Genomic DNA, 22,569 nt, shown 5'->3' with positions numbered 1-22,569 from the left:
GGGGGCTTGATTTCTGGGGCTCCAGATCGCCTCGTATGACCTCGCCCTCCGGGGGCCCGGTCAGAAGTCTTCGGACAGAGAGCCGAGGCCGGCCGCGAAGTGCTCATTGGAGCCCTTGACCTGGTTGCACCTGAGGTGCGAGGACACCACGTTCGCGGGGTCGTACCGGAGCTCGGGGTGACCTGCCCAGGGTCGCAGGTGGTCGGCGCTGAACGAGTTTGGATCGGGGAACTGAAGGGAATAGTCGATCGGCTGGCCGCAATGCCAGCACTTCAAGCCTTTTGCTCTTTGCGCTTGTGCGATCTTGCGCCAAAGGCGCGAGTTCTCATTCCGGCCCATTGGCGTGAAGTGCACGCTCTAAGCGGTTGGCCGCTGCATTCATGACGCGGAGCAGATTGCGTTGTGCGTCTTCCGTCTCACGCACTGAAGCGCGAAGCCTCTTGCGGCGAGTGTCGTCCACAATCGCGGGGACCGGATCAGAAACTGTGCCCTTTGAGCGTTCGGTGGTGTCTTCCGGAAGCGCGGGCGTTTGTCCCTTATTCCACTGGGCTTCCTTGGCGAAGACCAATTCGCGCTGAGCTCGGAGGAACGACGCGGATGCGGCTTCGAGGGCGTCGGTCACTTGGACCTCCGGTTGTCCAGGAGCCATGCGCGAAGGCCGGCGGGGCTCAGCGGGTGCGGGGACTTCTGGTACGGACCCGTCTCGTTGTCGTAGTCGTCGAGGATGACGGCGGGCTCGTTGTCCTTGTCCTTGGTCATGAGAGGGCTCCTGACTGGTTGAGGGAGTCGGTGAGATTGGCCGCGAGGACCGTGATGAGGTGCTCGACCGGGATGCCGGAGTCGTGAGCGTCCGAGATTGCCGAGCGGAGGGCTGAGGTGTTCTGGTCGCGGTACGAGGCGAGGATGCGGTCGATGAACGGCTGGGGGTCGGCCGCGGGCGGAAGCTTCACGGGTTCAGTCGCGGGCATGCGAGGCCTCGGCTCCTCGGGCGCGACGGACGCGGTTGTGCCGCCGGTTGGCCTCGCGAACGGTGTCGATGCGCCGGGAGATGACCTCGGCGTGCCAAGGGCTCGGCGCCTCGGTGAGAAGCGCGTTCAGCTTGACGATGCTCGTGGGGAGGCTGTTTCGATAGGCAGCAACCGCGCGATCGTTCGCCTTCTTGCGGGCCCAAGCTCGACGTTCGGCGCGGGTGGGCGCGGAATCGACCTTGGGGAGTTCGATCATTGTGCGCATGGGAACGCTCCAATCCGTATACGGAGAAAGCCCCCGAGCCCACCCGCCGCCTGCCAGCGCGAGTAGGCCCGGGGGCCGGTCATGATCCCCATCGTCTGCGGGCAGGCGGTGATGGGGTGAAGCTTGGTGATGGTTCTAATGTGTCGCGGAATCGGGCTGAATCAGGCCGTCCCGGAGGACTCCAGTCGATGGGCCAGGTTGCGGGCCTTGTTCGCCTCACGCCACTTGCGCATGGACTCGGCGCGGGCCTGCCGACCCTCGGGGGTTTGGCGGTACTCGCGATTGAGGCGGTTGTGACAGGGCTTGCATCGGTGGCCGTGGCCGTCAAGAGCGCCAGCGTCAAACGGGAACTGGTCGATGGCCTTGACCTCGTGGCATGTCGAGCACGACTTTGAGGATGGGTAGTACATCAGCCCTCCAGGGCGATCAAGCGCTATATAAGGCTCACGCGGGCGCGCGTGATGGGGTGGCGGGCTCGTACACACATCACCAGTAGCCGGGACTTCGTCCTGGTGACGTCGGCCCGCAGGACTCAGGGCCCCCTACCCCGGGTGAGGTTCCGACTTGGAGCTCGACGCCAGGAGACACCAACCAAAGACCAGCGGAGCTCGCAAGCCAGGAAGATCGTGGGAGCCCGACTGCAACCGGCCTTCCAAGACGTTGCAGTCGGGCTTGTGGCCACGGGACCGAAGGAAGAATCCCCACCACTCTCGGGGTTGGACTGACCCGAGTGAGTGCCTGACCAGGCTTTGACACTTGGCCAGGCTGGAAGCTGATTAGCTCAGCTGCCGAAGCTGTGGAGTGGTCAGGCCGCGGTCGAGACCTTGACGACTGCCTCGGGCAGAACCACGTCGGTGGCGAACCGGGCCTCGACGCGAGCCGTCACCTGGTTCTTTGTGAACCCGGTGTACGGGTCCCACGCGACCTCCATGCCCTGCTTGTCCGTGGACAGGTTCACAGCACCCTGGCCGAGGACTAGAGCCGTGCCGGCCGGGACGTCCGGCGACGTGAGGGTCGGAACGCCCCAGAGCGCGAAGTCATCGCCGAAGAAGGCGCTGTCTCCCAGGATGTACCGGCCGTCCGCATCCTTGAGGAGGCGAATGCTGTTGTACGTCTCGTTGGGAAGCACGATCACCGAGGCGGTGTAGCCGAAGTCCCGCAGGGTGCTCTTCGCGAGGTAGAGCGAGTCAGCAGCCGAGCCGGAGAAGGCCTGAGTGCGAATTCCCGAAGTACCGAGGATGTCGCTGACCGCCAGCGAGGTCACCTTGCGGATGATGCCGTTGCGCATCTCGTTTTCGAGGAAGGCCTGGAGGTCCTCGTTGTCGAGAAGCAGGTACTTGTCGATGGGCTCGCTGGTGTGGGCCACAACGTCAAGGGTGTTCTGGACTTCCGCGACTGTGTACACGGACACCGGCTTGGTTGCTCCGGGAGCGACCTTGTCGGCGTTGTTCTGACGCACGGTTTGAGTGAGGTGCGAGTACGACCGGGTACCCCGGGCACGCGTCTCGATGTACGAGAGAAGGCCGAAGCCGTTCTCGCCCTTCGTGACCGGCTTCGTGTCCAGAGCAATCGGGGTTGCGGTCGACCCTTCGGCCACGAGGGACTTGAAGTCTCGCGAGGACGCGGCCGCAGCCGTGGCCTTGAGGGACGCGGGGGTCAGGAACCCCTTGCGCTCCTCGTGGCGGGTGAAGCTCACTCCGTCGATGCCGTTCGGGAATTCGGTGGAAGTTGCGCCGCCGAGGTCGCCGAGTCGGGCGAGGACGTCAGCGTTCTTCTGTCCGCGCTCGACCGCAGCCTTGAGCAGGATGAGGCGGGAGTTGCCCTCTTCGAGCGTGTTGAGCTCGTCAGGGGTGAGGTCACGGTTCTCGGCCTTGACCGAGGTGACGATGGTGGAGAGACGAGCCTTGAGCTCGCGGAGTTCCTTGATGGGATCCATCAGTGGGTGTCCTTTGCAGGTAGCACTTGAGTGCGATCGTCTGATCGCGTGAAGTGCCTGCCGCTGTCTACGAAGTACGGGAGTTGCCTGGCCAACCCAGGTCTCTGGCCCTCGCTTGACGCCGGTGTCCGGATCGACAACCCCTCGCTCACCAAGAGCCCTCAGGGTGCCGGGGACGCGGCTGATGCTCGCGGACGCTGGGGCGGATCGGGCTCCAGGTCGGCGCGCAGGATGATTGTGGCGCGGTTTATGCGCCTGGGGACGTGTCCCCGTGGAGGTCCAGGCTGCAGAGTTGAGCCTGTTTCTGCCTCCACACGTTATAGAGCATCTTTCGGGTGCGACTGAAGCGCCCAAAACGACCCGTTTAGCCAGATTGTGCGCAGTTGTTAGCGCGGTGTTAGCGCAGGGATGCCGGCGAGCTTGTCGCGGGCACCAAATGCTGGAACTGGCTGGGGAGGGCCCCAGCGCCCACTCGCTTCACTCGTAGCCTCTCGGGTGACTCGGGTCAGACGCTTGACGCGGGGCTCGGCGGGTCAGGCCGGGGGAGTCGGCTTGGTCGGGCGCTTGCGCCGAGAGGGCCGAGAGGATCGGCTGAGCGAGGGGGTCGCTGGGGCTCAGGCTCCGCCCGTGATGACTTGGTCCACGTGGTTGCGTCGATCCTTCCGGACGCGCTCGCGGGATGCCCTCGTGGCGCGGGAGCCGGCCCTGAGCTTGCCGGCCGCCGCCGTCTCGTCGGAAACGTAGAACCCCGGGTACCCGGGGACGCCCTTGCGGGTGGTGCGGGGAAGCCCCCGGGTGCTGAGCTCCCGGTTCAGCTGCTGGGAGCTGAGGGGCGGGAGGCCCTGGTCCGCCAGGTAGCCGGCGGCGACTCGGCGGATTGCAGTGACAGGGGCCCAGGCGTCGGGGTCGAGGACAAGGACCTCGGCGAGGTTGCGCGGAAGCAGGAGGAGCGGGGGGATGGTCACGGGCACCCGGACGCGGGAGTAGTAGATGGTCAGGGGCGTCGAGGTGAACACGCCAGCCCGGGTCCATCGCGGAGACCGGGTGATTCGGATGAGCTGGTCAACTGTGGCGGCGGGGATGCCCGCGGCCTTCATCCAGGCGATGGGGTCGTGGTCGCTCTTGGAACGGTTGCAGGGACCACACGCAGGGACCAGGTTCCACGGGAGGTCCGCGCCCCCGCGTTCGCGAGGCACGAAGTGGTCTACGTGGCCATCAGGGATCGAGCGCCCGCAGTAGACGCAGGACCAGTGCCAGCTGGGTCCCCAGCGGTCCTCGGCGAGCTTGCGGAGGGTGGGGGAGTCGAGCCATCGCGTCATCGCGGGCGCTCCTTTCATGAGGGGCGGGGTGTGAAAGTGAGACATACGTCTCATATATGTCAGGGCTCTTGCCCCCGAAGTTGCCCTGTTGGAGGTCGGACGGGCCCGGATGCCTTTGGTTGCAAGGGATTTGCTCGATGCGGGCGTGGGGCGAAACTGCCCTGGAACTTGCCCTGCGATGCTCTGGGGTGCGCCACTTTCACACCCCCGCTGGGTTAATTGTGCCGTGGATTCGTCGCTCGGAGCCCGCTCCCAGGAACTTCATAGGGTGAGCCAGACGCTTCGTTCCGGTGACACTATTGGTGTTCCTCGACGAGGCGCCGGAGTTCCCGCGCGCCGTGCTCGACGCGCTCCGGCAGCCCCTCGAGTCCGGACGGATCACCGTGCACCGCTCGGCGGGCACGGTGGCCTTCCCTGCGCACTGCCAGGTCGTGCTGGCCGCGAACCCGTGCCCGTGCGGCAACGCCGGTGTCGCGCACGCCCAGGCCTGCGAGTGCACGCCGAGCACGGTGCGGCGGTACCTCGCCCGGCTGTCCGGTCCGCTGCTCGACCGCATCGACATCCGGGTGCCGATCCCGCGCGTCACGAACGCCGCGGTGCGGCGCGCCGATGAGGGGGCGCCCAGCACGGCGGCGGGGCGGGCGCTCGTCGCCGAGGCACGGGATCGCATGGCCGCACGGCTCGCCGGGACCGGATGGGACACCAACGCCGAGGTCAGCGGGCGGTGGCTCCGCGAGGACGGCCGTGCCGAGCCGGGTGCGACCGTCGACCTGGACGGAGCGCTCGACCGCGGGACCCTCACCATGCGCGGCTGGGACCGGGTGATGCGGCTGGCGTGGACCCTCGCCGACCTGGCCCGTGCCGAGCGGCCCGGGGTCGAGCACGTCCGCGAGGCCCTGGCCCTCCGGAGCGCACTGTGAACGGCGCGGCCGTGGCCCCGGACCTCCGAGCCGCGGTGCGGGAAGCGCTCGGCCGACCGGGACCCGGACCGGTCGTGGACGATCCGGTCGACCCGGTCGAGGTCGCGACACGGGTGGCGTGGAGCGTGCTCGTCGAGCCGGGGGACGCCATCGCCGGAGCCCTCGTCGACGGGCTCGGTCCCGCCCACGCCTTCGAGGCGGTCCTGCGAGCCGACGACGACGGCGTGGACGGGCTCCTGGCGCAGTGCGTCGAGCACGGCGTCACGGGCACGGACGACACGGGGCGCTTCGGCGCTGCGCTCACAGCGGCCCTCGCGCGGTGGTCGCCACGCCTCCCCGGTGTCGACGTCCTCGGGGTCCTCGACGCGGCCGCGACCGTCGGTGCCCGGCTGCTCGTCCCCGGCGCTCCCGGGTGGCCGGAGGGCGTGGGCGACCTCGGCGTGCACGCACCGCTCGTCCTCTGGGCGCGGTCCGGCGGTCGTGACCGCCCGGACGTGTCCGACGGCCCCTTCGACGCCCCGACCGTCGCCGTGGTGGGTTCACGAGCGAACACGGTCGCGGGGGCGGAGGCCGCGGGGGAGATCACCTCACGTGCCGCCGACGCCGGGTGCACCGTGGTCAGCGGCGGAGCGTACGGCATCGACGCCACCGCGCACCGGGTGGCGATCGCGGCCGGGGCCACGACGGTCGCGGTGCTCGCCGGCGGGATCGACCAGCTCTACCCAGCGGGCAACGTGGACCTGCTGCGGAACGTGGTGCAGTGCGGGGCGGTCGTCGCCGAGTCACCCCCGGGGACCCGTCCGTCGCGGTGGCGGTTCCTCGCGAGGAACCGGTTGATCGCCGCCATGGCCGACGTGACGGTCGTCGTCGAGGCCGGGGCGCGCTCGGGGGCGCTGAACACCGCGCACCACGCGGGGCAGCTCGGGCGGACGGTGTTCGCGGTTCCCGGTCCGTTCGCGTCGTCGGCGTCGGTGGGGTGCCACCGCCTGGTCGCGGACGGGCGCGCACAGCTCATGGTCCATCCCGGCGACGCCACGGCCGAAGCGCTCCGGGTCCGGGGTGGCCCGGCGCCGATCAGCGCCGCGACACCCATCGCCGCCGCACGGACCGATCCCGAGGTGGTGCGGGCGCTGGACGCACTCGGACGGCGGGCCCTCCCGGTCGAGGAGGTCGCTCGGCGCAGCGGTATGTCCCTGGCCGAGACGACGGACGCGTTGGCGCTGGCGCAGATCCAGGGGCTGGCGCAGTACGGAGTCGGCGGGTGGTCCGGGGTGCCGGGCGGGTGAGTCGTAGCCTGGTGCGGTGGCGGAGCCGACCGGAACGCACCTCGACCGTGCCGTCGAGGCGTTCCTCGCGCACGGCCGGCACGCGCGCGGGCTCAGCGAGCAGACGGTCCGGGCGTACGCGAGCGACCTCGAGCAGTTCGTGGGGTTCGCCCGGGAGCGCGGAGCCGGCGCGGTCGGCGACGTGTCCCTCGAGTTGCTCCGCGACTGGTTGTGGGAGGCGGACCGCCGAGGGCTGGCACGCTCGACGATCGCGCGTCGCTCGGCGTCCGTCCGCGCGTTCACCCGGTGGGCGAGCGAGAGCGGTGTCCTCGCCTCCGATCCGGGAGCACGGCTCCGCGCTCCGAAGGGGGCCGCGCACCTGCCACGGGTCGTGGCGTCCGACCAGGTACGCACGCTGCTCGACGGACTCGCCGCACGTGCGGCCACGGGCGACCCGGGCGCGCTCCGGGACCTCGCGGTCGTCGAGCTGCTGTACGCCGCCGCCATCCGGGTGAGCGAGCTCGTCGGCATCGACACCGTCGACGTCGACCGCTCGCGGCTCACCGTCCGCGTGCTCGGCAAGGGCGGGAAGGAGCGGGTGGTGCCGTTCGGGGTGCCGGCTCGGGACGCGCTGGAGGACTGGTTGCACCGGGGCCGACCGGTGCTGCTCGCGCGGGCGGCCGACCGGAGCGGTGCGCGCGGTGGTGGGCAGGGCGCGGCGCCGAGTGACGGCTCGAGCGGCAGGGGCGGCGGCGAGCGTGCGCTGTTCCTCGGCGACCGTGGTGCCCGGCTGGGCGTCCGCGGAGCCCACCGGATCGTGGCCCGGCTGCTGCAGGACCTGCCGGGGGAAGGCCCCGCCGGCCCCCACACGTTCCGGCACACCGCGGCGACGCACCTGCTCGACGGGGGAGCGGACCTGCGGGCGGTGCAGGAACTCCTCGGACACGCGAGCCTCGGTACGACGCAGATCTACACCCACGTGTCCTCGGCGCGGTTGCGCGAGGTCTACCGGACGGCGCATCCCCGCGCCTGACGACGACCGCAGCAGCCCGCCGTGCGGGATCAGCCCACCAGCCAGCCCGCCCGCCCGCCCGCGATCACCCGTCCGCCCGCGATCACCCGTCCGCGCGTGATCAGCCCGCGCGCCAGCCTGCCCGCGATCACCCCGTCCGCGCGTGATCAGCCCGGCCACGCGGACTCCGGGAGCAGCACCGGCCACGCGGCCGCGGGCAGGTAGGGTGCCGGATCGACGTACCGTTCGTCGAGCCGGGCGCCGAGGTGCACGCAGGGGTCGTTCGCCGGGCAGTGCCCGACCGCGACGATCCCGACCGTCTGACCCTGCGTCACCTCGTCACCCGTCGAGACCGTGGGCGCCACCGAGTCCAGGGTGCTGACCAGCCCGTGCCCGTGGTCGATCGACACGACGGACCGTCCCGCGACGGCACCGGCGAACGTCACCGTGCCGTCGGCGACGGCCACGGCCGGCGTTCCCAGCGCCGCGCGGACGTCGATCCCGCGGTGCCCGGCCGCGTACTCGTCCTCGGGTGCCTCCCACGGCCGCGAGACGACCCTCGACCCGGTCGGCCACACCCACGGTGCACCGGGCTGCACCGCCCCCGCGGCACCGGGCTCCTGCGCAGACGCCGCACGCTCGGCACGCGCTCTCCCGCCGCCCGTCCCGACCCAGGTGCCGTCCCACAGACCGCCTCCGGTCCCGCCCAGTGCCCACGCCCCACCGATCAACGAGGCGAGCACCGCCCAGCACACGGCCCACCGTCCGAGCACCGCCCAGCACCCGGCCCACCGTCCGACGACCGCCCTCGTCCTGTCTCCCATGCCTCGAGCGTCCCGTGCCCACCCGACCACGTGGCGGGGCGAGAGCCGATCCGTGGACGGTGAGCCGTGCCTCCCGACCGGTGCAGGAATGACGGACGCCGACGGCACGCGCGCCCACCAGCACGCGGGGCACGCGGGGCACGCGCGGCACACGCAGCACGCGGGGCACGCGCGGCACGCGCGCCGAGCACGCCGCCCCGACCCTCCCGGTTGGGACCGGACACCTGTCGGGGAGTACAGTCGGGGCCGCTCCGGACCACGCAACGCCGCTCGGACGGCGAACCAGCCGACCGCCGGGGCACCGTGCACCACCCAGCACGGCGGCAGGAACCAGGAGCACCGTGTCGAACACGTCCACCCAGCACGGTGAGGACCGTGCGTTCAAGGGGAAGGTCACCGCGTTCGCGATCGCCGCGGCGGTCGGCGGCTTCCTCTTCGGATTCGACTCGTCGGTCATCAACGGCGCGGTCGACGCGATCAAGAACGAGTTCGGCCTGTCCGACGCCGCGAGCGGCTTCGCGGTCGCCTCGGCACTGATCGGCTGCGCCTTCGGCGCGTACTTCGCCGGCCGTCTCGCGGACCGCTGGGGCCGCACCCGTGTGATGTTCTGGGCCGCCGTCCTGTTCTTCGTCAGCTCGATCGGGAGCGCGTTCGCGTTCGCGACCTGGGACCTCGTGGTCTGGCGCCTCATCGGCGGTCTCGGCATCGGCACCGCCTCGGTGATCGCGCCGGCCTACATCTCCGAGGTCGCCCCGAAGCAGATCCGCGGCACGCTGGCGTCGTTCCAGCAGCTCGCCATCACCATCGGCATCTTCGCCGCCCTGCTGTCCGACCAGCTCTTCGCGGTCACGGCGGGCGGCGCGTCCGAGGTCGTCCTCGGGCTCCCGGCCTGGCGCTGGATGTTCCTCGTCGGCGTCGTCCCGTCGGTGGTCTACGGCATCCTCGCGATCACGCTGCCCGAGTCGCCGCGCTTCCTGCTCGCCAACGGCCGGAAGGACGACGCGCGCGGGGTCATGGAGAAGATCGTCCCCCGTGACACCGTCAACACCAGCCTGGAGGAGATCCAGGACGGCATCGACCGCGAGGCGAACCAGAAGAAGGGCTCGATCCGCGGCAAGCGCTTCGGCCTGCAGCCGATCGTGTGGGTCGGCATCATCCTCGCCGTGCTGCAGCAGTTCGTCGGCATCAACGTGATCTTCTACTACTCGACGACGCTCTGGCAGGCGGTGGGGTTCAAGGAGGAGCAGTCGTTCCTCATCTCGACCATCACGTCCGTCGTGAACGTCGCCGTGACCTTCATCGCGATCTTCACGGTCGACAAGCTCGGCCGGAAGCCGCTCCTCGTCGCCGGCTCCGCGGGCATGTTCGTCTCGCTCGCGATGGTCGCGATCGCGTTCTCGCAGGCCACCGTCGTGGACGGAGCGCCGAACCTGCCCGCGCCGTGGGGCCTCATCGCGCTGATCTTCGCGAACCTCTTCGTCGTGTCCTTCGGCGCCACCTGGGGTCCGCTCATGTGGGTGCTCCTCGGCGAGATGTTCCCGAACCGCATCCGCGCGGCGGCGCTCGGCGTCGGCTCGGCGGCGAACTGGATCGCGAACTTCCTGGTCACGATCACCTTCCCGGTGCTGTCCGGCTTCAACCTGACGGTCACGTACGGCATCTACGCCCTGTTCGCGCTGCTGTCGCTGTTCTTCGTCATCCGGAAGATCCCGGAGACCAAGGGCCGCTCGCTCGAGGAGATGGGCATCACGGCCGAGGGTGAGACGGTCGACGCCAAGTCCTGAGATCGTCACGATCCACGTCCTGGAGGCGCGGTGCGGGTCCGTCCCGCACCGCGCCTCTCCCTGTCGGCACGGCCGACACGCCGCTGGCGCGTCGTGCCGGTACCGGCGACAGGGGCCCAGTCTGTTAGCATCTATCCAGCAGCGCGCTGAGCGCGCTGACTTCGCGTGTCCACTTGTGCCGGCGACGGTACCCTCCGCGGCCATCGGTCCCGCTCTCGCGAGCGGGCGGCCGTCCGGGGTGGGGCACCAGGGGCCACGACCACCGGTCGTGACCGACACAACCGCAACCGTGCACGCGGCTCGAACAGCCGCGCGCCGAGAACAAGGAGGGACGGCATGGCCGTCGTCACCATCCGCCAGCTGCTCGACAGCGGCGTCCACTTCGGACACCAGACCCGTCGGTGGAACCCGAAGGTGAAGCGATTCATCCTCGCCGAGCGCTCGGGCATCCACATCATCGACCTGCAGCAGTCGCTGGCCTTCATCGACCGTGCTTACGACTTCGTCAAGGAGACGGTCGCGCACGGCGGCACGATCCTCTTCGTGGGCACCAAGAAGCAGGCGCAGGGCTCCATCGCCGAGCAGGCGACCCGCGTCGGCCAGCCGTACGTCAACCAGCGTTGGCTCGGCGGCCTGCTCACGAACTTCCAGACGGTCTCCAAGCGCCTCGCGCGCATGAAGGAGCTCGAGGAGATCGACTTCGACGACACGACGAAGGGCTTCACCAAGAAGGAGCTCCTCATCAAGAAGCGCGAGCTGGACAAGCTCCACAAGACCCTCGGCGGCATCCGCAACCTCACGCGGACCCCGAGCGCGCTCTGGATCGTCGACACCAAGAAGGAGCACCTCGCAGTCGATGAGGCGCAGAAGCTCGGGATCCCGATCATCGGCATCCTCGACACCAACTGCGACCCGGACGAGATCACCTACCCGATCCCGGGCAACGACGACGCGATCCGCTCCGTCGGCCTCCTGACCCGCATCGTCGCCGACGCCGCGGCCGAGGGCCTCAAGACCCGCCACAACGGCGGCGACGACGAGGAAGCGGCCGAGCCGCTGGCCGAGTGGGAGCAGGAGCTCCTCGCCGGCCAGACCGAGGGCGAGGGCGCGACCGTCCAGGAGAACGACGCCGACGCCCAGGTCGCGGAGAAGGAGATCGGCGAGCCCGTCGCCGACGCCTCCAAGAACGCCGAAGCCACCCCCGCCGAGTGACCTGCCGGGGCGTCGGACCGCAGCGGTCCGGCGCCCCGTCCCACTCTCCCGACAACACACAGTCCAGAAAGGACTCCAGTCAATGGCCAACTACAGCCTTGCTGACGTGAAGAAGCTCCGCGAGGACCTCGGGGCCGGCATGATGGACGCGAAGAACGCGCTCATCGAGGCCGACGGCGACTACGACAAGGCCGTCGAGCTCCTCCGCATCAAGGGTGCCAAGGCCGTCGCCAAGCGCGACGACCGTGCCACCTCCGAGGGTGTCGTCGTCGCGACGACCGAGGGTGGCGCCGCCACCGTCGTCGAGCTCGCCAGCGAGACCGACTTCGTCGCGAAGAACGAGAAGTTCACCACCCTGGCCGACAAGGTCGTCGCCGCGGTCGCCGCGGCCGGCGCCACCGACGTCGCGTCCGGCAACGCGGCCCCGCTCGACGGCAAGACCGTCGGCGAGGTCATCGACGAGAACGCTGCGACGCTCGGCGAGAAGCTCGAGCTCCGCACGGTCGCCCGTGTCGAGGGCGACGCGTTCGAGGTCTACCTGCACAAGACCAGCCAGGACCTGCCGCCGCAGATCGCCGTCGTCATCGCCTACTCGGGCTCCGACGCCGCCGAGGCGCGTTCGATCGCGCAGCACGTCGCGTTCGCGAACCCGTCGTACCTGCGCCGCGAGGACGTCCCGGCCGCCGAGATCGAGAAGGAGCGCGCGACCGTCGAGGCGATCACGCGCGAGGAGGGCAAGCCCGAGGCCGCCCTCCCGAAGATCGTCGAGGGTCGTGTCAACGCCTTCATCAAGCAGGTGTCGCTGCTCGACCAGGACTACGCGAAGGACAACAAGATCTCCGTCGCGAAGGCCGCCGAGAACGCCGGCATCACGATCCAGGGCTTCGTCCGCGTCAAGGTCGGCGCGTAACGAACCCGTGACGGGGTCAGGAACCAACACGGTTCCTGACCCCGTTTTCGCGCGCCGACCGGGCGCGCGAGTAGATTCCCACGAGACATTCGACGAAGGGTGCGACCAGATGACGAACGAGAAGACCGGGCGACGCCGCGTCCTGCTGAAGCTGTCGGGAGAGGCGTTCGGTGCCGGTTCCCTCGGGGTGAACCCGGACGTCATCAGCACCATCGCGAAGGAGATCGCCCAGGCTGCGCAGGAGGTCGAGGTCGCGATCGTCGTCGGCGGCGGCAACTTCTTCCGCGGTGCCGAGCTGTCGCAGCGCGGCATGGACCGCGGTCGCGCCGACTACATGGGGATGCTCGGCACGGTGATGAACGCGCTGGCGCTGCAGGACTTCCTCGAGCAGGCCGGTGCCGCGACGCGCGTGCAGTCGGCCATCAGCATGACGCAGGTGGCCGAGCCGTACATCCCGCGTCGCGCCGAGCGGCACCTCGAGAAGGGCCGGATCGTCATCTTCGGTGCCGGCGCCGGGCTGCCGTACTTCTCGACCGACACCGTCGCGGCGCAGCGGGCGCTCGAGATCGACGCGCACGAGGTGCTCGTGGCGAAGAACGGGGTCGACGGCGTGTACACCGCGGACCCGAAGAAGGACGCCTCCGCCGAGAAACTCCACCACGTCACCTACCAGGACGCCCTGCTCAAGGGGCTGAAGGTCGTCGACGCCACGGCGTTCTCGCTCTGCATGGACAACGGCATGCCGATGCACGTCTTCGGCATGGAGGGCGAGGGCAACGTCTCGGCCGCCATCCGGGGTGAGCGGATCGGCACGGTGGTCAGCAACTGACCGCAGCGGCTGACTAGACTCGAACGCAGTACCGAAGGAGAACCACCGTGATCAGTGATGTCCTGACCGAAGCCACCGAGAAGATGGCGAAGGCCGTCGACGTCGCCAAGGACGACTTCGCGACCGTCCGCACCGGACGCATCAACGCCGCGCTCTTCCAGAAGATCCCGGTCGACTACTACGGCACGCCGACGCCGCTCGCGCAGCTCGCCGGCCTGCAGACGCCGGAGGCGCGCACGCTCGTCGTGACGCCCTACGACAAGTCCGCCCTGAAGGAGATCGAGCGCGCCATCGCGACGTTCCCGAACCTCGGGGCGAGCCCGTCGAACGACGGCGAGGTCGTCCGTGTGACGATCCCGGAGCTCACCCAGGACCGCCGCAAGGAGTACGTCAAGCTCGTGCGCGGCAAGGGCGAGGACCACAAGGTCGTCGTGCGCAACATCCGCCGCAAGGCGAAGGACGACCTCGACGCGCTCAAGGGCGAGATCTCGGACGACGAGATCGCCCGCGGCGACAAGGAGCTCGACGTGATCACCAAGAAGCACGTCGACCAGATCGACGAAGCGCTCAAGAAGAAGGAAGCCGAACTCCTCGAGGTCTGATGCGTCGTCACGACCAGGGCGACGACCGCCCCGCAACCCCGGAACCCCGGCGAGGGCTCCGTCAGGACTTCGACGCCCGTGCCCGAGCGGCGCGGTCCGACTTCGAGGCGTCCATCCGCCAACGGCGAGCCGACTTCGACGCCAAGAACGAGGCGCTGACGGCCCGCACGGGCCGGAACCTGCCGGCGGCGATCGGCATCGCGCTCGCCTTCGCGGTCGTCATGCTCGCGGCGCTCCTCATCTGGAAGCCCGCGTTCATGGTGGTCGCGGCGTTCCTGCTCGGCGTGGGCGTCTACGAGCTCACGAGCGCGATGCGGTTCGCGGGGCGGGACGTCCCGCGGATCCCGAGCGTCGGGCTGGCGATCGCGGTCGTGCCCGCGGCGTTCGTCTGGGGGCAGGTCGCGGCGCTGTTCACGCTGCTCATCGGCATCCTCGTCATCTCCGCGTGGCGGCTCGTCGAGGTGGCGTTCACGACGCCGAAACCCCCGGCGGGGCACGTCGTCAGGGACCTGACGGACGGGCTGTTCGTCCAGGCGTACATCAGCCTGCTCGGCGCGTGCGTCGTGCTGCTCTCCCGCGAGGACCGGGGGCAGCTGTGGGTGATCGCGTTCATCCTCGTCGTGGTGGCTGTCGACACCGGTGCGTACGCCACGGGGCTCAACCTCGGCAAGCACCCGATGGCGCCGCGGATCAGTCCGAAGAAGACGTGGGAGGGGTTCGCCGGGTCGGTCGCCGCGAGCCTCGTGGTCGGGGTGGTCGTGACGGTCCTCCTGCTCGGGCTGCCGTGGTGGACCGGTCTCGTGCTCGGGGTCCTGATCTCGGGGTCGGCCACGCTCGGCGACCTCACCGAGTCGATGATCAAGCGCGACCTCGGCATCAAGGACATCTCGTCGTTCCTGCCCGGGCACGGGGGACTGCTCGACCGGATCGACAGCATCCTGCCGTCGGCGGCCGTGGCGTACGTGCTGTTCCTCATCGCGCACCACTGACCGTCCGGTCGCGGCGGCGGTGCGACGCGTCCCCGGCTCCCGACGTGCCCGGCTGAACGTGCCCGCCCGCGCGTCCAGGTCGCACCAGGGGACGGTGCTGGCAGAATGACGCCGTGGCCAGCACCTTCCCGAACGCAGAACGCAAGACCCTCGGATACGACGTCGACGAGGTCGAGCGCTTCCTCGAGGACGCCCGTCGCGCCTACACCGCGAACGACAGCTCGCCGGCGATCGAGGCCGCGAAGATCCGGGCGACCGCTTTCTCGATGAAGAAGGGCGGCTACTCGACAGCCCACGTCGACGCCGCGCTCGAACGGCTCGAGGACGCCTTCGCGGCGCGGGAGCGCGAGCGGGAGATCGCCGAGGTCGGACAGAAGGCCTGGTACGCCGAGGCCCGGACGAAGGCCTCGGACGTCGTCGCCCGGCTCGAGCGACCGGACGGGCAGCGCTTCCACCGTGTCAGCTTCCTCGGGACCGGCTACCACCCGAAGGACGTCGACGCGTTCGCGAAGCGCCTGGCCGGGTACTTCCGCGACGGCAAGCCGCTGAGCCTGACCGAGGTGCGCTCCGTGGTGTTCCGGCCGAAGCACGGCGGGTACCGCGAAGCCCAGGTCGACGCGCTCCTGGACGCCGTCGTCGAGGTCATGCTCGCGGTCCGCTGACGACGCGCTGCTCACGGGTGCTTCGCATTCCGTGATGCTTCCGTTATCCTGGTCGGACTCATGGGCAGGCACACGGCAGACATCAGCTCCGACCGCGATCCCCGCGAGCACCTCGACCGTCAGGTCACGGGTGAGCGCCGCGCGGCACTGAACCGAACCCGCAACGCGGCGTCCCCGGTCTCGACGGCGAACCCGGCGACGGTCGCTCCGCAGACGGTTCCCGAGGTCACCGGTCCGGTGGCGATCGCGCCGAAGTCGGTGGCGGCCAACCGCCTGTCCGACGCGGCGGTCGCGCACGCGGTCCCGCGGACCCCCGCCGATCCGCGCATCGTCAAGCAGCGGCGTGCCCGGGCGACGAAGCCGGTCACCGACGCTCCGATCCGCGGCGTGAACACGTTCATGCGTCGTCGTGCCACGATCCCGGCGCTCTCCTTCTTCGCGGTGTTCGGGTTCGTCGGCGGCTCGCTGTTCAACCCGATGCAGCCCGACGTCGCCCAGGCAGCCGTGCAGACCACCGTGCTCGCGAAGGCCCCGGCTCCGCAGCAGTACTCGCCGCACGGCACCTACGCCGCGTTCGACGCCGGTCGCGACGAGTACGGCGTCACCGTCCCGAAGCCCAAGGTGACGAAGGCGCCGACGACGGAGACCACCGACACGACGACGAGCGACTCCTCGACGCAGTCGACCGCTGTCTCGGCGACGAACACGCTGGCAGCCGTCGCCGCGACCCCCGACCCGGGCAGCGCGCAGGCGATCGCCCTGCAGCAGGTCACCGCCCGCGGCTGGGGCACGGACCAGTACAACTGCCTCGTCTCGCTCTGGAACAAGGAGTCGGGCTGGCGGGTCAACGCCTACAACCCGAGTGGCGCCTACGGCATCCCGCAGGCCCTCCCGGGCAGCAAGATGGCTTCGGTCGGAGCCGACTGGCAGACCAACCCGGCGACCCAGATCACCTGGGGCCTGAACTACATCGCGGGCGTCTACGGCACCCCCTGTGGTGCGTGGGGTCACAGCCAGTCCTTCAACTGGTACTGATCGGCGTCCGGGGTGCCGCGGAGCAACCGGCCGCGGCGACCTCGGGGCCGCGGGCCTGAACCCGACGAGGAAACCGGCCTCGAGCGGCTGATGAGTTCCTGGAAGCGCACGGAGACCCGGCGCGGGCGCGAGTACGTCGTGCAGCCCGTGTCGAGTGCGTCCGCGCAGAAGGAGTACGTCTGCCCGGGCTGCGGCGGCACCGTCGTGCCGGGCACCGCGCACGTCGTGGTGTGGCGAGCCGACGGCGTCCTCGGAGACGAGGCCGACCTGGCATCCCGCCGTCACTGGCACAACCACTGCTGGAGCATCGCATGACCGACCAGCCCGCCCCGGCGTCGTCCGCACCGGCCCCGCCCGCCGCGCAGTCGGAGGAGATCCGGTCCGGCACCGAGTTGCCCGCCCGACGCACCGACGTCGAGCTCGTCACCGACGACCACCTGACGCTCGTCGGGGAACTCGCCGAACCGCTCGACCACCCGTCACGCGGCACCCTCGTCACACTGCACCCCCTGCCGACGGCGCACGGCTTCATGGACTCCCACGTCCTGAAGAAGGCGGCGGCGCGGCTGCCCGCGCTCGCGGACCTGGCGGTCCTGCGCTTCAACTTCCGGTCGGTGACCTCGCCGCGCGGCACCTCCGAGGGCGCCTTCGGCGACGGCGTCTCGGAAGGGTTCGACCTCCGCGCCGCGGTCGCCGAGGTCGTCGACCGCGGGCTCCCGACGCCGTGGCTCGTCGGGTGGTCCTTCGGCACCGAGGTGATCCTCAAGCACGCGATCGAGCACGTGGAGGCCGGTCACGTGGCGGGCGTCGTCCTGCTGTCGCCGCCGCTCCACCGCACGACGGACGCTGAGCTCGCGCGCTGGGCGGACGTCGAGGTCCCCGTGGTCGCGCTCGTTCCCGAGCACGACGACTTCCTCCGACCCGACGCCGCACGCGAACGGTTCGCTGTCGCGCCGTCGATCCGGGTGGAGCCGGTCGAGGGTGCCAAGCACCTCTGGGTGGGGGAGCGGTACGTCCGGATCGTGCTCGACCGGATCGCGGACCTCGTGGTCCCGGGGAGCGCGCCGCTGCCGACGCACTGGCCGGCCGGCGCCCGCTGACGCAGCCGACCGCGCTGTCAGCGCGAGCGGCCTGGAGGCTCAGGGCGCGCCTCCAGGCCGGTCACGTCAGCGTGTGATCGCGTCGGCGTCGGTCTGCGCGCCGGTCGCGTCGCCGTCCGCGCCGTCGCCGTCCGCACCGTCGGCGTCCGGCTCGGCCAGGAGGCCGGTGGCGTGCGTGAGCACGCCTCGCAGGTTCTCCAGGTAGCCCGCGACCGCGTCGCGCTCCGTCCGGATCGCCGCCAGCCGGTCCTCCGCGTCGGCGACGATGTCGGCGGTGCGCGCCTCGGCGTCCTCGACCATGCGGTGCACGCGCTCCTGCGCGTCCGCCACGATCGTCCGGGCGTGCTCCTGTGCCTCGGCGGTGCTCGTGCGCTCGAGGTCGTCCGCCTCCTGCTGCAGCCGCTCGGCGCGCTCTCGGGCTTCGGACGCCCGTCGCGTCGCCTCGGCGAGCTGCAGGTTCGCCTCGTCGAGGTACTTCTGCGTCTCCGTCACCGTCTCGTGGTGCTTCTGCAGGTACTCCTGCTCGGCGTCGTCGCGACGGGCGGCGAGCTCGGACTCGAGTGCCGTGTGCGCCTCCTCCCGCATCCGGGCGAGGTCGGCCGCGGCCTCGTCGCGTTCCCGGGCCAGTTCGGCGCGGGCGGTGTCGATCTCCTGGCGCAGGGCGGTGCGCTCGGCCTCGAGGGCTCCGATCTCGGCGGCACGGCGGTCGGCGATCTCGGTGTCGACCTCGGCGTGCTCCCGCTCGCGACGGGCCGCCAGTTCGTCCTCGTGGTCGCGTCGGGCGCGCTCCGCGGCGTCGTCCGCCTCGGCACGTTCGCGCTCGATGCGGGACCGGTGCTCCTCGAGCTCGCGGGCGATGCGGTCGGCCGTCTCCTGCACGAGCCGGTCGTTCTCCGCGCGGGTGCGCTCCTCGTCGACCCGCAGCTGGGCGCGTGCGGCCTCGACCTCCTGCTCGAGCGCCGTGCGTGCGGACGCCAGCTCCCGCTCCCACTCCGCGCGGGCGGCAGCGAGCGACTCCTCGGTGTCGCGGCGCAGGTCGGCGAGTTCGGCATCGAGCTCGGCGCGGCGGCGACCGACCTCGGCGGCGAGGTCCGCGCGGCCGGTCTCGAGTTCCGTCCGGTGCGCCCGCTGCTCCTCGGCCCGCTCGCGGTCCCAGGCGGCACGGCCCTCGGCCAGCTCGCGTTCGAGTGTGGCGCGACGCTCCGTCTCGGTCCGGTCGAGGTCCTCGACACGGCGGGCGTGGTCGGCCTCGAAGACGGCACGGCGGTGCTCGGTCTCGCGGTCCAGGTCCGCCGCCGCAGCTCGGGCGTCCGCGGACTCGCGCTGGACGGTCTCGCGGAGTTCGGCGACCTCGCGCTCGACCTGGGCGCGCAGGGCGTTGGTCTCCCGGATGGCGACGGAGCGCACCTCGGCGGCCTCCGTGACCGCGGCGCCGCGGACGGCCGCCCCCTCGTTGCGGGCGTCCTGCAGCAGCAGGCCGGCCTCGGCGCGGGCACGCTCGATCGTGTCGGCGGCCTCGGCCCGCGCGCGCGCCAGCTCGTCGGTCGCGCGGTTCCGGGCGTCGTCGAGGGTGTCGCGGGCCTCGTCACGCGCCTCCCGCAGGGTGCGCTCGGCCTCGGCCCGGCTCGACGCGCGCAGGCGCTGTGCGTCGATGTCGGCCTGGCTGATGAGGCGTGTCGACTGCTCCTCGGCGACGCGGAGGGTCGACTCGAGACGCGTCCCGAGGCCGCTGTACGTGGGGGTGCCGGCCTCGTCGAGCTCACCCTGCAGCTCCGCGACGCGGGACTGCAGCAGACGGATCTCCTTGGCGGCCTCGGCGCGGTCGTTGTTCGACTTGATCAGCTCGCGGCGCAGGTCACCGAGTGCGCGGTCGACCTCGTCGCGGCGGTACCCCCGCAGTTCGGCCCCGAACTCTGCCTCGTCGTTCGCCACGTGTCGCTCCTGGTGCTCGCCGGCGGACCCCAGCGGCCCGCGGGTCGATCGTAGCGTGGGCGTGGCCGGGGCATTCTGAGTCGCCGGCCACCGCGGACGGATGCGCCGCACAGGGATGCTCGGTATCGTGGACCGCTGATTCGCGCGCCGATCCCCACCCCGGCGCGGTAGGGAGAGAGATCCGTGCGATTCGTCCTGGCGATCGTCAGTTTCGTGGTCGGCCTGCTGTTGGTCGGCCTCGCGGTCGGGCAGCGCACCGTCTTCGCGCCGCCGTCCTCGCTCGTCGCCCAGACGTCGACGAAGAGCTCCGCCCCCGTGACCGTGATCCCGGGCAGCACGCTCAACGCGAACCCCGGCTACCAGCGCGTCAACGTCTCCGGATCGGGCAAGGTGTTCGCGGCGTACGGCACCAGCGCGGACGTCCGGGCCTGGATCGGTGACGCCGAGCACACCACGCTCCGCTACGACGCCGAGGACCACGCGCTCACCGGCAGGACGTCCGGCTCGGAGTCGAGCGTCCCCGACCCGCGCGGCAGCGACCTCTGGTACCAGGAGTACGACGGCGCCGGGCAGTTCACGGTGCGGCTGCCGGAGGACATGTCCGTGATCATCGTCGGCGACGGCACGAGCGCGGCCCCGAGCGACGTCTCGGTGACGTGGCCGCGCGACACCGCGACGCCGTCGGTCGGGCCGCTGCTCGTCGCCGGGGGCGTGTTCCTCCTGGGCGGCGTGGCCCTCCTCATCTGGGCCATCGTGCACCAGCGTCGTGGTCGTGGGCCGCGTCGGCGCAGCGGCGGCACCCGACCGCCGCGGGTCCGCGCGTCACGCCGTGCGGCGGCCGCCGGGGCACAGGTGCCGAGCCGGGGTCGGCGTGGTCGACGGTCCTTCGTCGTGCTGCCGATCATCGTCGTCGGAGCCCTCGGGCTCACCGGCTGCTCGGCCGAGTACTGGCCGCAGGGCGGTGCCGCCTCGCCCACGCCGACCGCCACGGCCACCGGCGCGGCGACGCAGGACGAGCCGGTCGCCGCGACGAAGCAGCAGATCACGCGCATCGTGCAGCGGATCGCAGCGGTCGCGAAGGAGGCCGACGGCCGGCGCGACGGCAAGCTCGCCGCCACCCGGTTCACGGGCGCCGCGCTCGACCTGCGCGAGGCCAACTACACGATCCGCGGCTCCGACCGCGACGTCGACGCGCCGCCGACGATCTCGGCCGACCAGGTCTGCGTCGCGCTGCCGCAGCAGACCGACTCGTGGCCGCGCACGGTCTTCGCGATCACCGCTGAGGACTGCTCCGCCAAGACCGCTGCCCCGCAGGCGCTCACCATGACGCAGGACTCCGCACGCGACCCCTACAAGGTGGCGTACGACGTCTCGCTCGAGGCCGACGCGCAGATCCCGACCCTCGCCCCGACCTCGGTCGGCGCCGCCCTGCTGTCACCGAGCACGAAGCTGCTCACGATCGCGCCCGACCAGGTCGCCTCGGCGTACGCCGACATCCTGTCGAACGACACGTCCAGCAAGTACGCGGACCTGTTCGACGTCGACGGCGACGCGCTCCGGAAGACGATCGGCAAGGCGTACAAGGACAAGAAGTCGCAGTCGCTGCCGGACACGGCGAAGATCGAGTACACGTCCGAGATCCCCGAGGACAGCTCGGTGGCGTTCGCGACCGACAAGGCCGGCGCGCTGGTGTCGGTGGACCTCGACGAGATCGAGACCGTCACACCGACCGCGTCCGGTGCCGAGGTGAACACCGAGGGTGCCGTGAAGGCGCTCTCCGGCGTCGACTCGAGCAATAAGGGCATCAGCGCCACCTACGGCGTCCAGGTGTTGTTCTCCGTGCCGCCCGTCGGCTCGGACGAGAAGGTGGTCCTGCTCGGTTTCACGCAGGGCCTGACCGCAGCGAGTGAGGTGCAATGAGCAACGTCCCCCCGACCCCGTCCGGCCTCCGCGGCGCGGTCGACCTGTCGTCCCTCGTCGACCGGGCCCAGCGTCCGGCGTCGACCCCGGCCACGAGCGGCACGCCCGCGTCGGCGGCTCCGAGCGGCGGACCCGCCGCGGGCGCCGACGGCGGTGCCGACCTGACCGTCCCGTCGCTCGTCCTCGACGTCACCGACCAGACGTTCCAGGACGCCCTGCAGCTGTCGACGGTCGTGCCCGTCATCGTAGACATCTGGGCCGAGTGGTGTGGGCCCTGCAAGCAGCTGTCGCCGATCCTGGAGCAGCTGACCGCCGAGTACGACGGCCGTGTGCTGCTCGCCAAGGTCGACGCGGACACGAACCCGCAGCTGGTGCAGGCGTTCCAGGCGCAGTCGATCCCGACGGTCGCCGCCCTCATCGGTGGTCGGCCGCTCGGGCTGTTCGTCGGTGCGCTGCCCGAGGCGCAGGTGCGCGACGTCTACGAGCAGGTGCTGGCCGCCGCCGAGCAGAACGGCGTCTCGGGTCGGGTCGCCGTCGACGGTGCCGCTCCCGCTGAGGTCGCGGAGCAGGGCGAGCCCGAGCCGGAGCCGCTCCCGCCGCACCACCAGGCCGCCTACGACGCCATCGAGCGGGGTGACTACGCCACCGCGGTCCAGGAGTACAAGACCGCGATCGCGCAGGACCCGCACGACCAGATGGCGGTCGCGGGCTTGGCGCAGGTGTCGCTCCTCGACCGGCTGCAGGGACACACCGCCGACGAGATCCGGGCCGCCGCCGCTGCGGGGCCGGACGACGTGGACGCCCAGCTCGGGGTCGCGGACCTCGACATCAGCGGCGGTCACGTCGAGGACGCCTTCGCACGGTTGCTCGACCTCGTCCCGACGGTGTTCGGCGCAGACCGTGAGCGCGTCCGCGTCCGGCTGGTCGAGTACTTCGAGCTGGTCGGGAGTGACGACCCGCGCGTCGTCGCGGCGCGACGACGGCTCGCGAACGCGCTCTACTGACGCGCTGCGGCGGTCTGCTCGCCCTGACCGACGGGAGGCGCGGTGCCAGCTGGCACCGCGCCTCCCGTCCGTCTGCGCCTC

General features: G+C 70.9%; 24 protein-coding genes and 1 pseudogene. 15 read left to right on the top strand and 10 right to left on the bottom strand.

Going from position 1 to position 22,569, the window contains the following annotated elements; genetic code table 11:
• Positions 1-60 precede the first annotated feature (60 nt).
• The 8 genes and pseudogenes from Csp2054_RS18725 to Csp2054_RS18570 all read right to left on the bottom strand — a co-directional run.
• Positions 61-339, bottom strand: a complete 279-nt coding sequence (locus tag Csp2054_RS18725) for an HNH endonuclease (protein ID WP_096899575.1) — start codon at positions 337-339, stop codon at positions 61-63.
• The gene (locus tag Csp2054_RS17810) at positions 326-622 is read right to left on the bottom strand and encodes a hypothetical protein (protein WP_141399253.1); all 297 of its coding nucleotides are present in this window, start codon (positions 620-622) and stop codon (positions 326-328) included. The genes Csp2054_RS18725 and Csp2054_RS17810 overlap by 14 nt, the downstream gene beginning before the upstream one ends.
• On the bottom strand, positions 619-759 hold the full coding sequence (locus tag Csp2054_RS18155) for a hypothetical protein (RefSeq protein WP_176491680.1): 141 nt from the start codon (positions 757-759) through the stop codon (positions 619-621). Before Csp2054_RS18155 ends, Csp2054_RS17810 begins: the two co-directional genes overlap by 4 nt.
• Positions 756-950, bottom strand: coding sequence for a hypothetical protein (locus Csp2054_RS12140; protein WP_096899574.1), 195 nt, complete (start codon positions 948-950; stop codon positions 756-758). Before Csp2054_RS12140 ends, Csp2054_RS18155 begins: the two co-directional genes overlap by 4 nt.
• A 4-nt stretch (positions 951-954) precedes the next feature.
• A complete protein-coding gene (locus tag Csp2054_RS17805; protein ID WP_141399251.1) occupies positions 955-1,224 on the bottom strand; it encodes a hypothetical protein in 270 nt (89 codons plus the stop codon).
• An 814-nt stretch (positions 1,225-2,038) separates the two neighbouring features.
• Positions 2,039-3,169 carry a phage major capsid protein gene (locus Csp2054_RS12135; protein ID WP_096899573.1) on the bottom strand — a complete coding sequence of 377 codons (1,131 nt, stop codon included), beginning with the start codon at positions 3,167-3,169 and terminating at the stop codon, positions 2,039-2,041.
• 614 nt (positions 3,170-3,783) lie between these two features.
• Positions 3,784-4,185, bottom strand: a complete 402-nt coding sequence (locus Csp2054_RS18575; protein ID WP_255252730.1) for a hypothetical protein — start codon at positions 4,183-4,185, stop codon at positions 3,784-3,786.
• Positions 4,186-4,296: 111 nt separating this feature from the next.
• Positions 4,297-4,488: pseudogene (locus Csp2054_RS18570) on the bottom strand (HNH endonuclease); the annotation flags it as partial.
• A 290-nt stretch (positions 4,489-4,778) separates the two neighbouring features.
• Between Csp2054_RS18570 and Csp2054_RS12125 the strand changes: the two are divergent.
• From Csp2054_RS12125 to Csp2054_RS12115, 3 genes are read left to right on the top strand one after another with little or no spacing between them, the layout of a single operon-like run.
• Entirely contained in the window at positions 4,779-5,408 is a 630-nt protein-coding gene (locus tag Csp2054_RS12125; RefSeq protein ID WP_096899571.1) for an ATP-binding protein, read from the top strand.
• An 11-nt stretch (positions 5,409-5,419) separates the two neighbouring features.
• Complete coding sequence (locus tag Csp2054_RS12120) at positions 5,420-6,694, top strand: DNA-processing protein DprA (RefSeq protein WP_176491678.1); 1,275 nt, start codon at positions 5,420-5,422, stop codon at positions 6,692-6,694.
• Between the two features lie 16 nt (positions 6,695-6,710).
• Entirely contained in the window at positions 6,711-7,706 is a 996-nt protein-coding gene (locus tag Csp2054_RS12115) for a tyrosine recombinase XerC (protein WP_096899569.1), read from the top strand.
• Between the two features lie 146 nt (positions 7,707-7,852).
• Here Csp2054_RS12115 and Csp2054_RS12110 read toward each other — a convergent pair whose 3' ends face one another.
• A complete protein-coding gene (locus tag Csp2054_RS12110; RefSeq protein WP_096899568.1) occupies positions 7,853-8,509 on the bottom strand; it encodes a M23 family metallopeptidase in 657 nt (218 codons plus the stop codon).
• A gap of 341 nt (positions 8,510-8,850) precedes the next feature.
• On the opposite strand from Csp2054_RS12110, the gene Csp2054_RS12105 reads away from it, so the two are divergent.
• The 10 genes from Csp2054_RS12105 to Csp2054_RS12060 all read left to right on the top strand — a co-directional run bounded on the left by Csp2054_RS12105 (position 8,851) and on the right by Csp2054_RS12060 (position 17,632).
• A complete protein-coding gene (locus Csp2054_RS12105; RefSeq protein WP_096899567.1) occupies positions 8,851-10,293 on the top strand; it encodes a sugar porter family MFS transporter in 1,443 nt (480 codons plus the stop codon).
• Positions 10,294-10,629: 336 nt separating this feature from the next.
• The gene (rpsB, locus tag Csp2054_RS12100) at positions 10,630-11,505 is read left to right on the top strand and encodes a 30S ribosomal protein S2 (RefSeq protein ID WP_096899566.1); all 876 of its coding nucleotides are present in this window, start codon (positions 10,630-10,632) and stop codon (positions 11,503-11,505) included.
• A gap of 82 nt (positions 11,506-11,587) precedes the next feature.
• Positions 11,588-12,415 carry a translation elongation factor Ts gene (tsf, locus tag Csp2054_RS12095; protein ID WP_096899565.1) on the top strand — a complete coding sequence of 276 codons (828 nt, stop codon included), beginning with the start codon at positions 11,588-11,590 and terminating at the stop codon, positions 12,413-12,415.
• Between the two features lie 109 nt (positions 12,416-12,524).
• The gene (gene pyrH / locus Csp2054_RS12090) at positions 12,525-13,244 is read left to right on the top strand and encodes a UMP kinase (RefSeq protein ID WP_096899564.1); all 720 of its coding nucleotides are present in this window, start codon (positions 12,525-12,527) and stop codon (positions 13,242-13,244) included.
• Between the two features lie 47 nt (positions 13,245-13,291).
• Entirely contained in the window at positions 13,292-13,846 is a 555-nt protein-coding gene (frr, locus tag Csp2054_RS12085) for a ribosome recycling factor (RefSeq protein WP_096899563.1), read from the top strand.
• On the top strand, positions 13,846-14,835 hold the full coding sequence (locus Csp2054_RS12080; protein ID WP_096899562.1) for a phosphatidate cytidylyltransferase: 990 nt from the start codon (positions 13,846-13,848) through the stop codon (positions 14,833-14,835). Before frr ends, Csp2054_RS12080 begins: the two co-directional genes overlap by 1 nt.
• Positions 14,836-14,948: 113 nt before the next feature.
• Positions 14,949-15,497 carry a DivIVA domain-containing protein gene (locus Csp2054_RS12075; protein ID WP_096899561.1) on the top strand — a complete coding sequence of 183 codons (549 nt, stop codon included), beginning with the start codon at positions 14,949-14,951 and terminating at the stop codon, positions 15,495-15,497.
• A gap of 399 nt (positions 15,498-15,896) precedes the next feature.
• Positions 15,897-16,532, top strand: coding sequence for a transglycosylase SLT domain-containing protein (locus Csp2054_RS12070; protein WP_411897154.1), 636 nt, complete (start codon positions 15,897-15,899; stop codon positions 16,530-16,532).
• A 12-nt stretch (positions 16,533-16,544) separates the two neighbouring features.
• The gene (locus Csp2054_RS12065) at positions 16,545-16,847 is read left to right on the top strand and encodes a hypothetical protein (protein WP_176491677.1); all 303 of its coding nucleotides are present in this window, start codon (positions 16,545-16,547) and stop codon (positions 16,845-16,847) included.
• Positions 16,844-17,632: an alpha/beta hydrolase gene (locus tag Csp2054_RS12060; protein WP_096899559.1), complete on the top strand. Its 789-nt coding sequence runs from the start codon at positions 16,844-16,846 to the stop codon at positions 17,630-17,632. Before Csp2054_RS12065 ends, Csp2054_RS12060 begins: the two co-directional genes overlap by 4 nt.
• Before the next feature lie 66 nt (positions 17,633-17,698).
• Here Csp2054_RS12060 and Csp2054_RS12055 read toward each other — a convergent pair whose 3' ends face one another.
• Complete coding sequence (locus tag Csp2054_RS12055; protein WP_096899558.1) at positions 17,699-19,564, bottom strand: hypothetical protein; 1,866 nt, start codon at positions 19,562-19,564, stop codon at positions 17,699-17,701.
• Positions 19,565-19,747: 183 nt separating this feature from the next.
• On the opposite strand from Csp2054_RS12055, the gene Csp2054_RS12050 reads away from it, so the two are divergent.
• Entirely contained in the window at positions 19,748-21,484 is a 1,737-nt protein-coding gene (locus Csp2054_RS12050; RefSeq protein WP_096899557.1) for a hypothetical protein, read from the top strand.
• Positions 21,481-22,488, top strand: coding sequence for a tetratricopeptide repeat protein (locus Csp2054_RS12045; protein ID WP_096899556.1), 1,008 nt, complete (start codon positions 21,481-21,483; stop codon positions 22,486-22,488). The genes Csp2054_RS12050 and Csp2054_RS12045 overlap by 4 nt, the downstream gene beginning before the upstream one ends.
• Positions 22,489-22,569 lie beyond the last annotated feature (81 nt).

This window comes from Curtobacterium sp. 'Ferrero', assembly GCF_002412165.1.
Classification (GTDB): Bacteria; Actinomycetota; Actinomycetes; order Actinomycetales; family Microbacteriaceae; genus Curtobacterium.
The sequence above is the reverse complement of the archived record's forward strand: the minus strand, read 5'-3'. Positions and strand labels throughout refer to the sequence as shown.

What these genes read in the sequence shown, in the direction of transcription:
- Csp2054_RS12045 (WP_096899556.1), top strand. Translation starts at nt 21,481, where the DNA reads ATGAGCAACGTCCCCCCGACCCCGTCCGGCCTCCGCGGCGCGGTCGAC.
- Csp2054_RS12070 (WP_411897154.1), top strand. Translation starts at nt 15,897, where the DNA reads ATGCGTCGTCGTGCCACGATCCCGGCGCTCTCCTTCTTCGCGGTGTTC.
- Csp2054_RS12135 (WP_096899573.1), bottom strand. Translation starts at nt 3,169, where the DNA reads ATGGATCCCATCAAGGAACTCCGCGAGCTCAAGGCTCGTCTCTCCACC.
- tsf (WP_096899565.1), top strand. Translation starts at nt 11,588, where the DNA reads ATGGCCAACTACAGCCTTGCTGACGTGAAGAAGCTCCGCGAGGACCTC.
- Csp2054_RS18725 (WP_096899575.1), bottom strand. Translation starts at nt 339, where the DNA reads ATGGGCCGGAATGAGAACTCGCGCCTTTGGCGCAAGATCGCACAAGCG.
- rpsB (WP_096899566.1), top strand. Translation starts at nt 10,630, where the DNA reads ATGGCCGTCGTCACCATCCGCCAGCTGCTCGACAGCGGCGTCCACTTC.
- pyrH (WP_096899564.1), top strand. Translation starts at nt 12,525, where the DNA reads ATGACGAACGAGAAGACCGGGCGACGCCGCGTCCTGCTGAAGCTGTCG.
- Csp2054_RS17805 (WP_141399251.1), bottom strand. Translation starts at nt 1,224, where the DNA reads ATGATCGAACTCCCCAAGGTCGATTCCGCGCCCACCCGCGCCGAACGT.
- Csp2054_RS12080 (WP_096899562.1), top strand. Translation starts at nt 13,846, where the DNA reads ATGCGTCGTCACGACCAGGGCGACGACCGCCCCGCAACCCCGGAACCC.
- Csp2054_RS12060 (WP_096899559.1), top strand. Translation starts at nt 16,844, where the DNA reads ATGACCGACCAGCCCGCCCCGGCGTCGTCCGCACCGGCCCCGCCCGCC.
- Csp2054_RS12110 (WP_096899568.1), bottom strand. Translation starts at nt 8,509, where the DNA reads ATGGGAGACAGGACGAGGGCGGTCGTCGGACGGTGGGCCGGGTGCTGG.
- Csp2054_RS18155 (WP_176491680.1), bottom strand. Translation starts at nt 759, where the DNA reads ATGACCAAGGACAAGGACAACGAGCCCGCCGTCATCCTCGACGACTAC.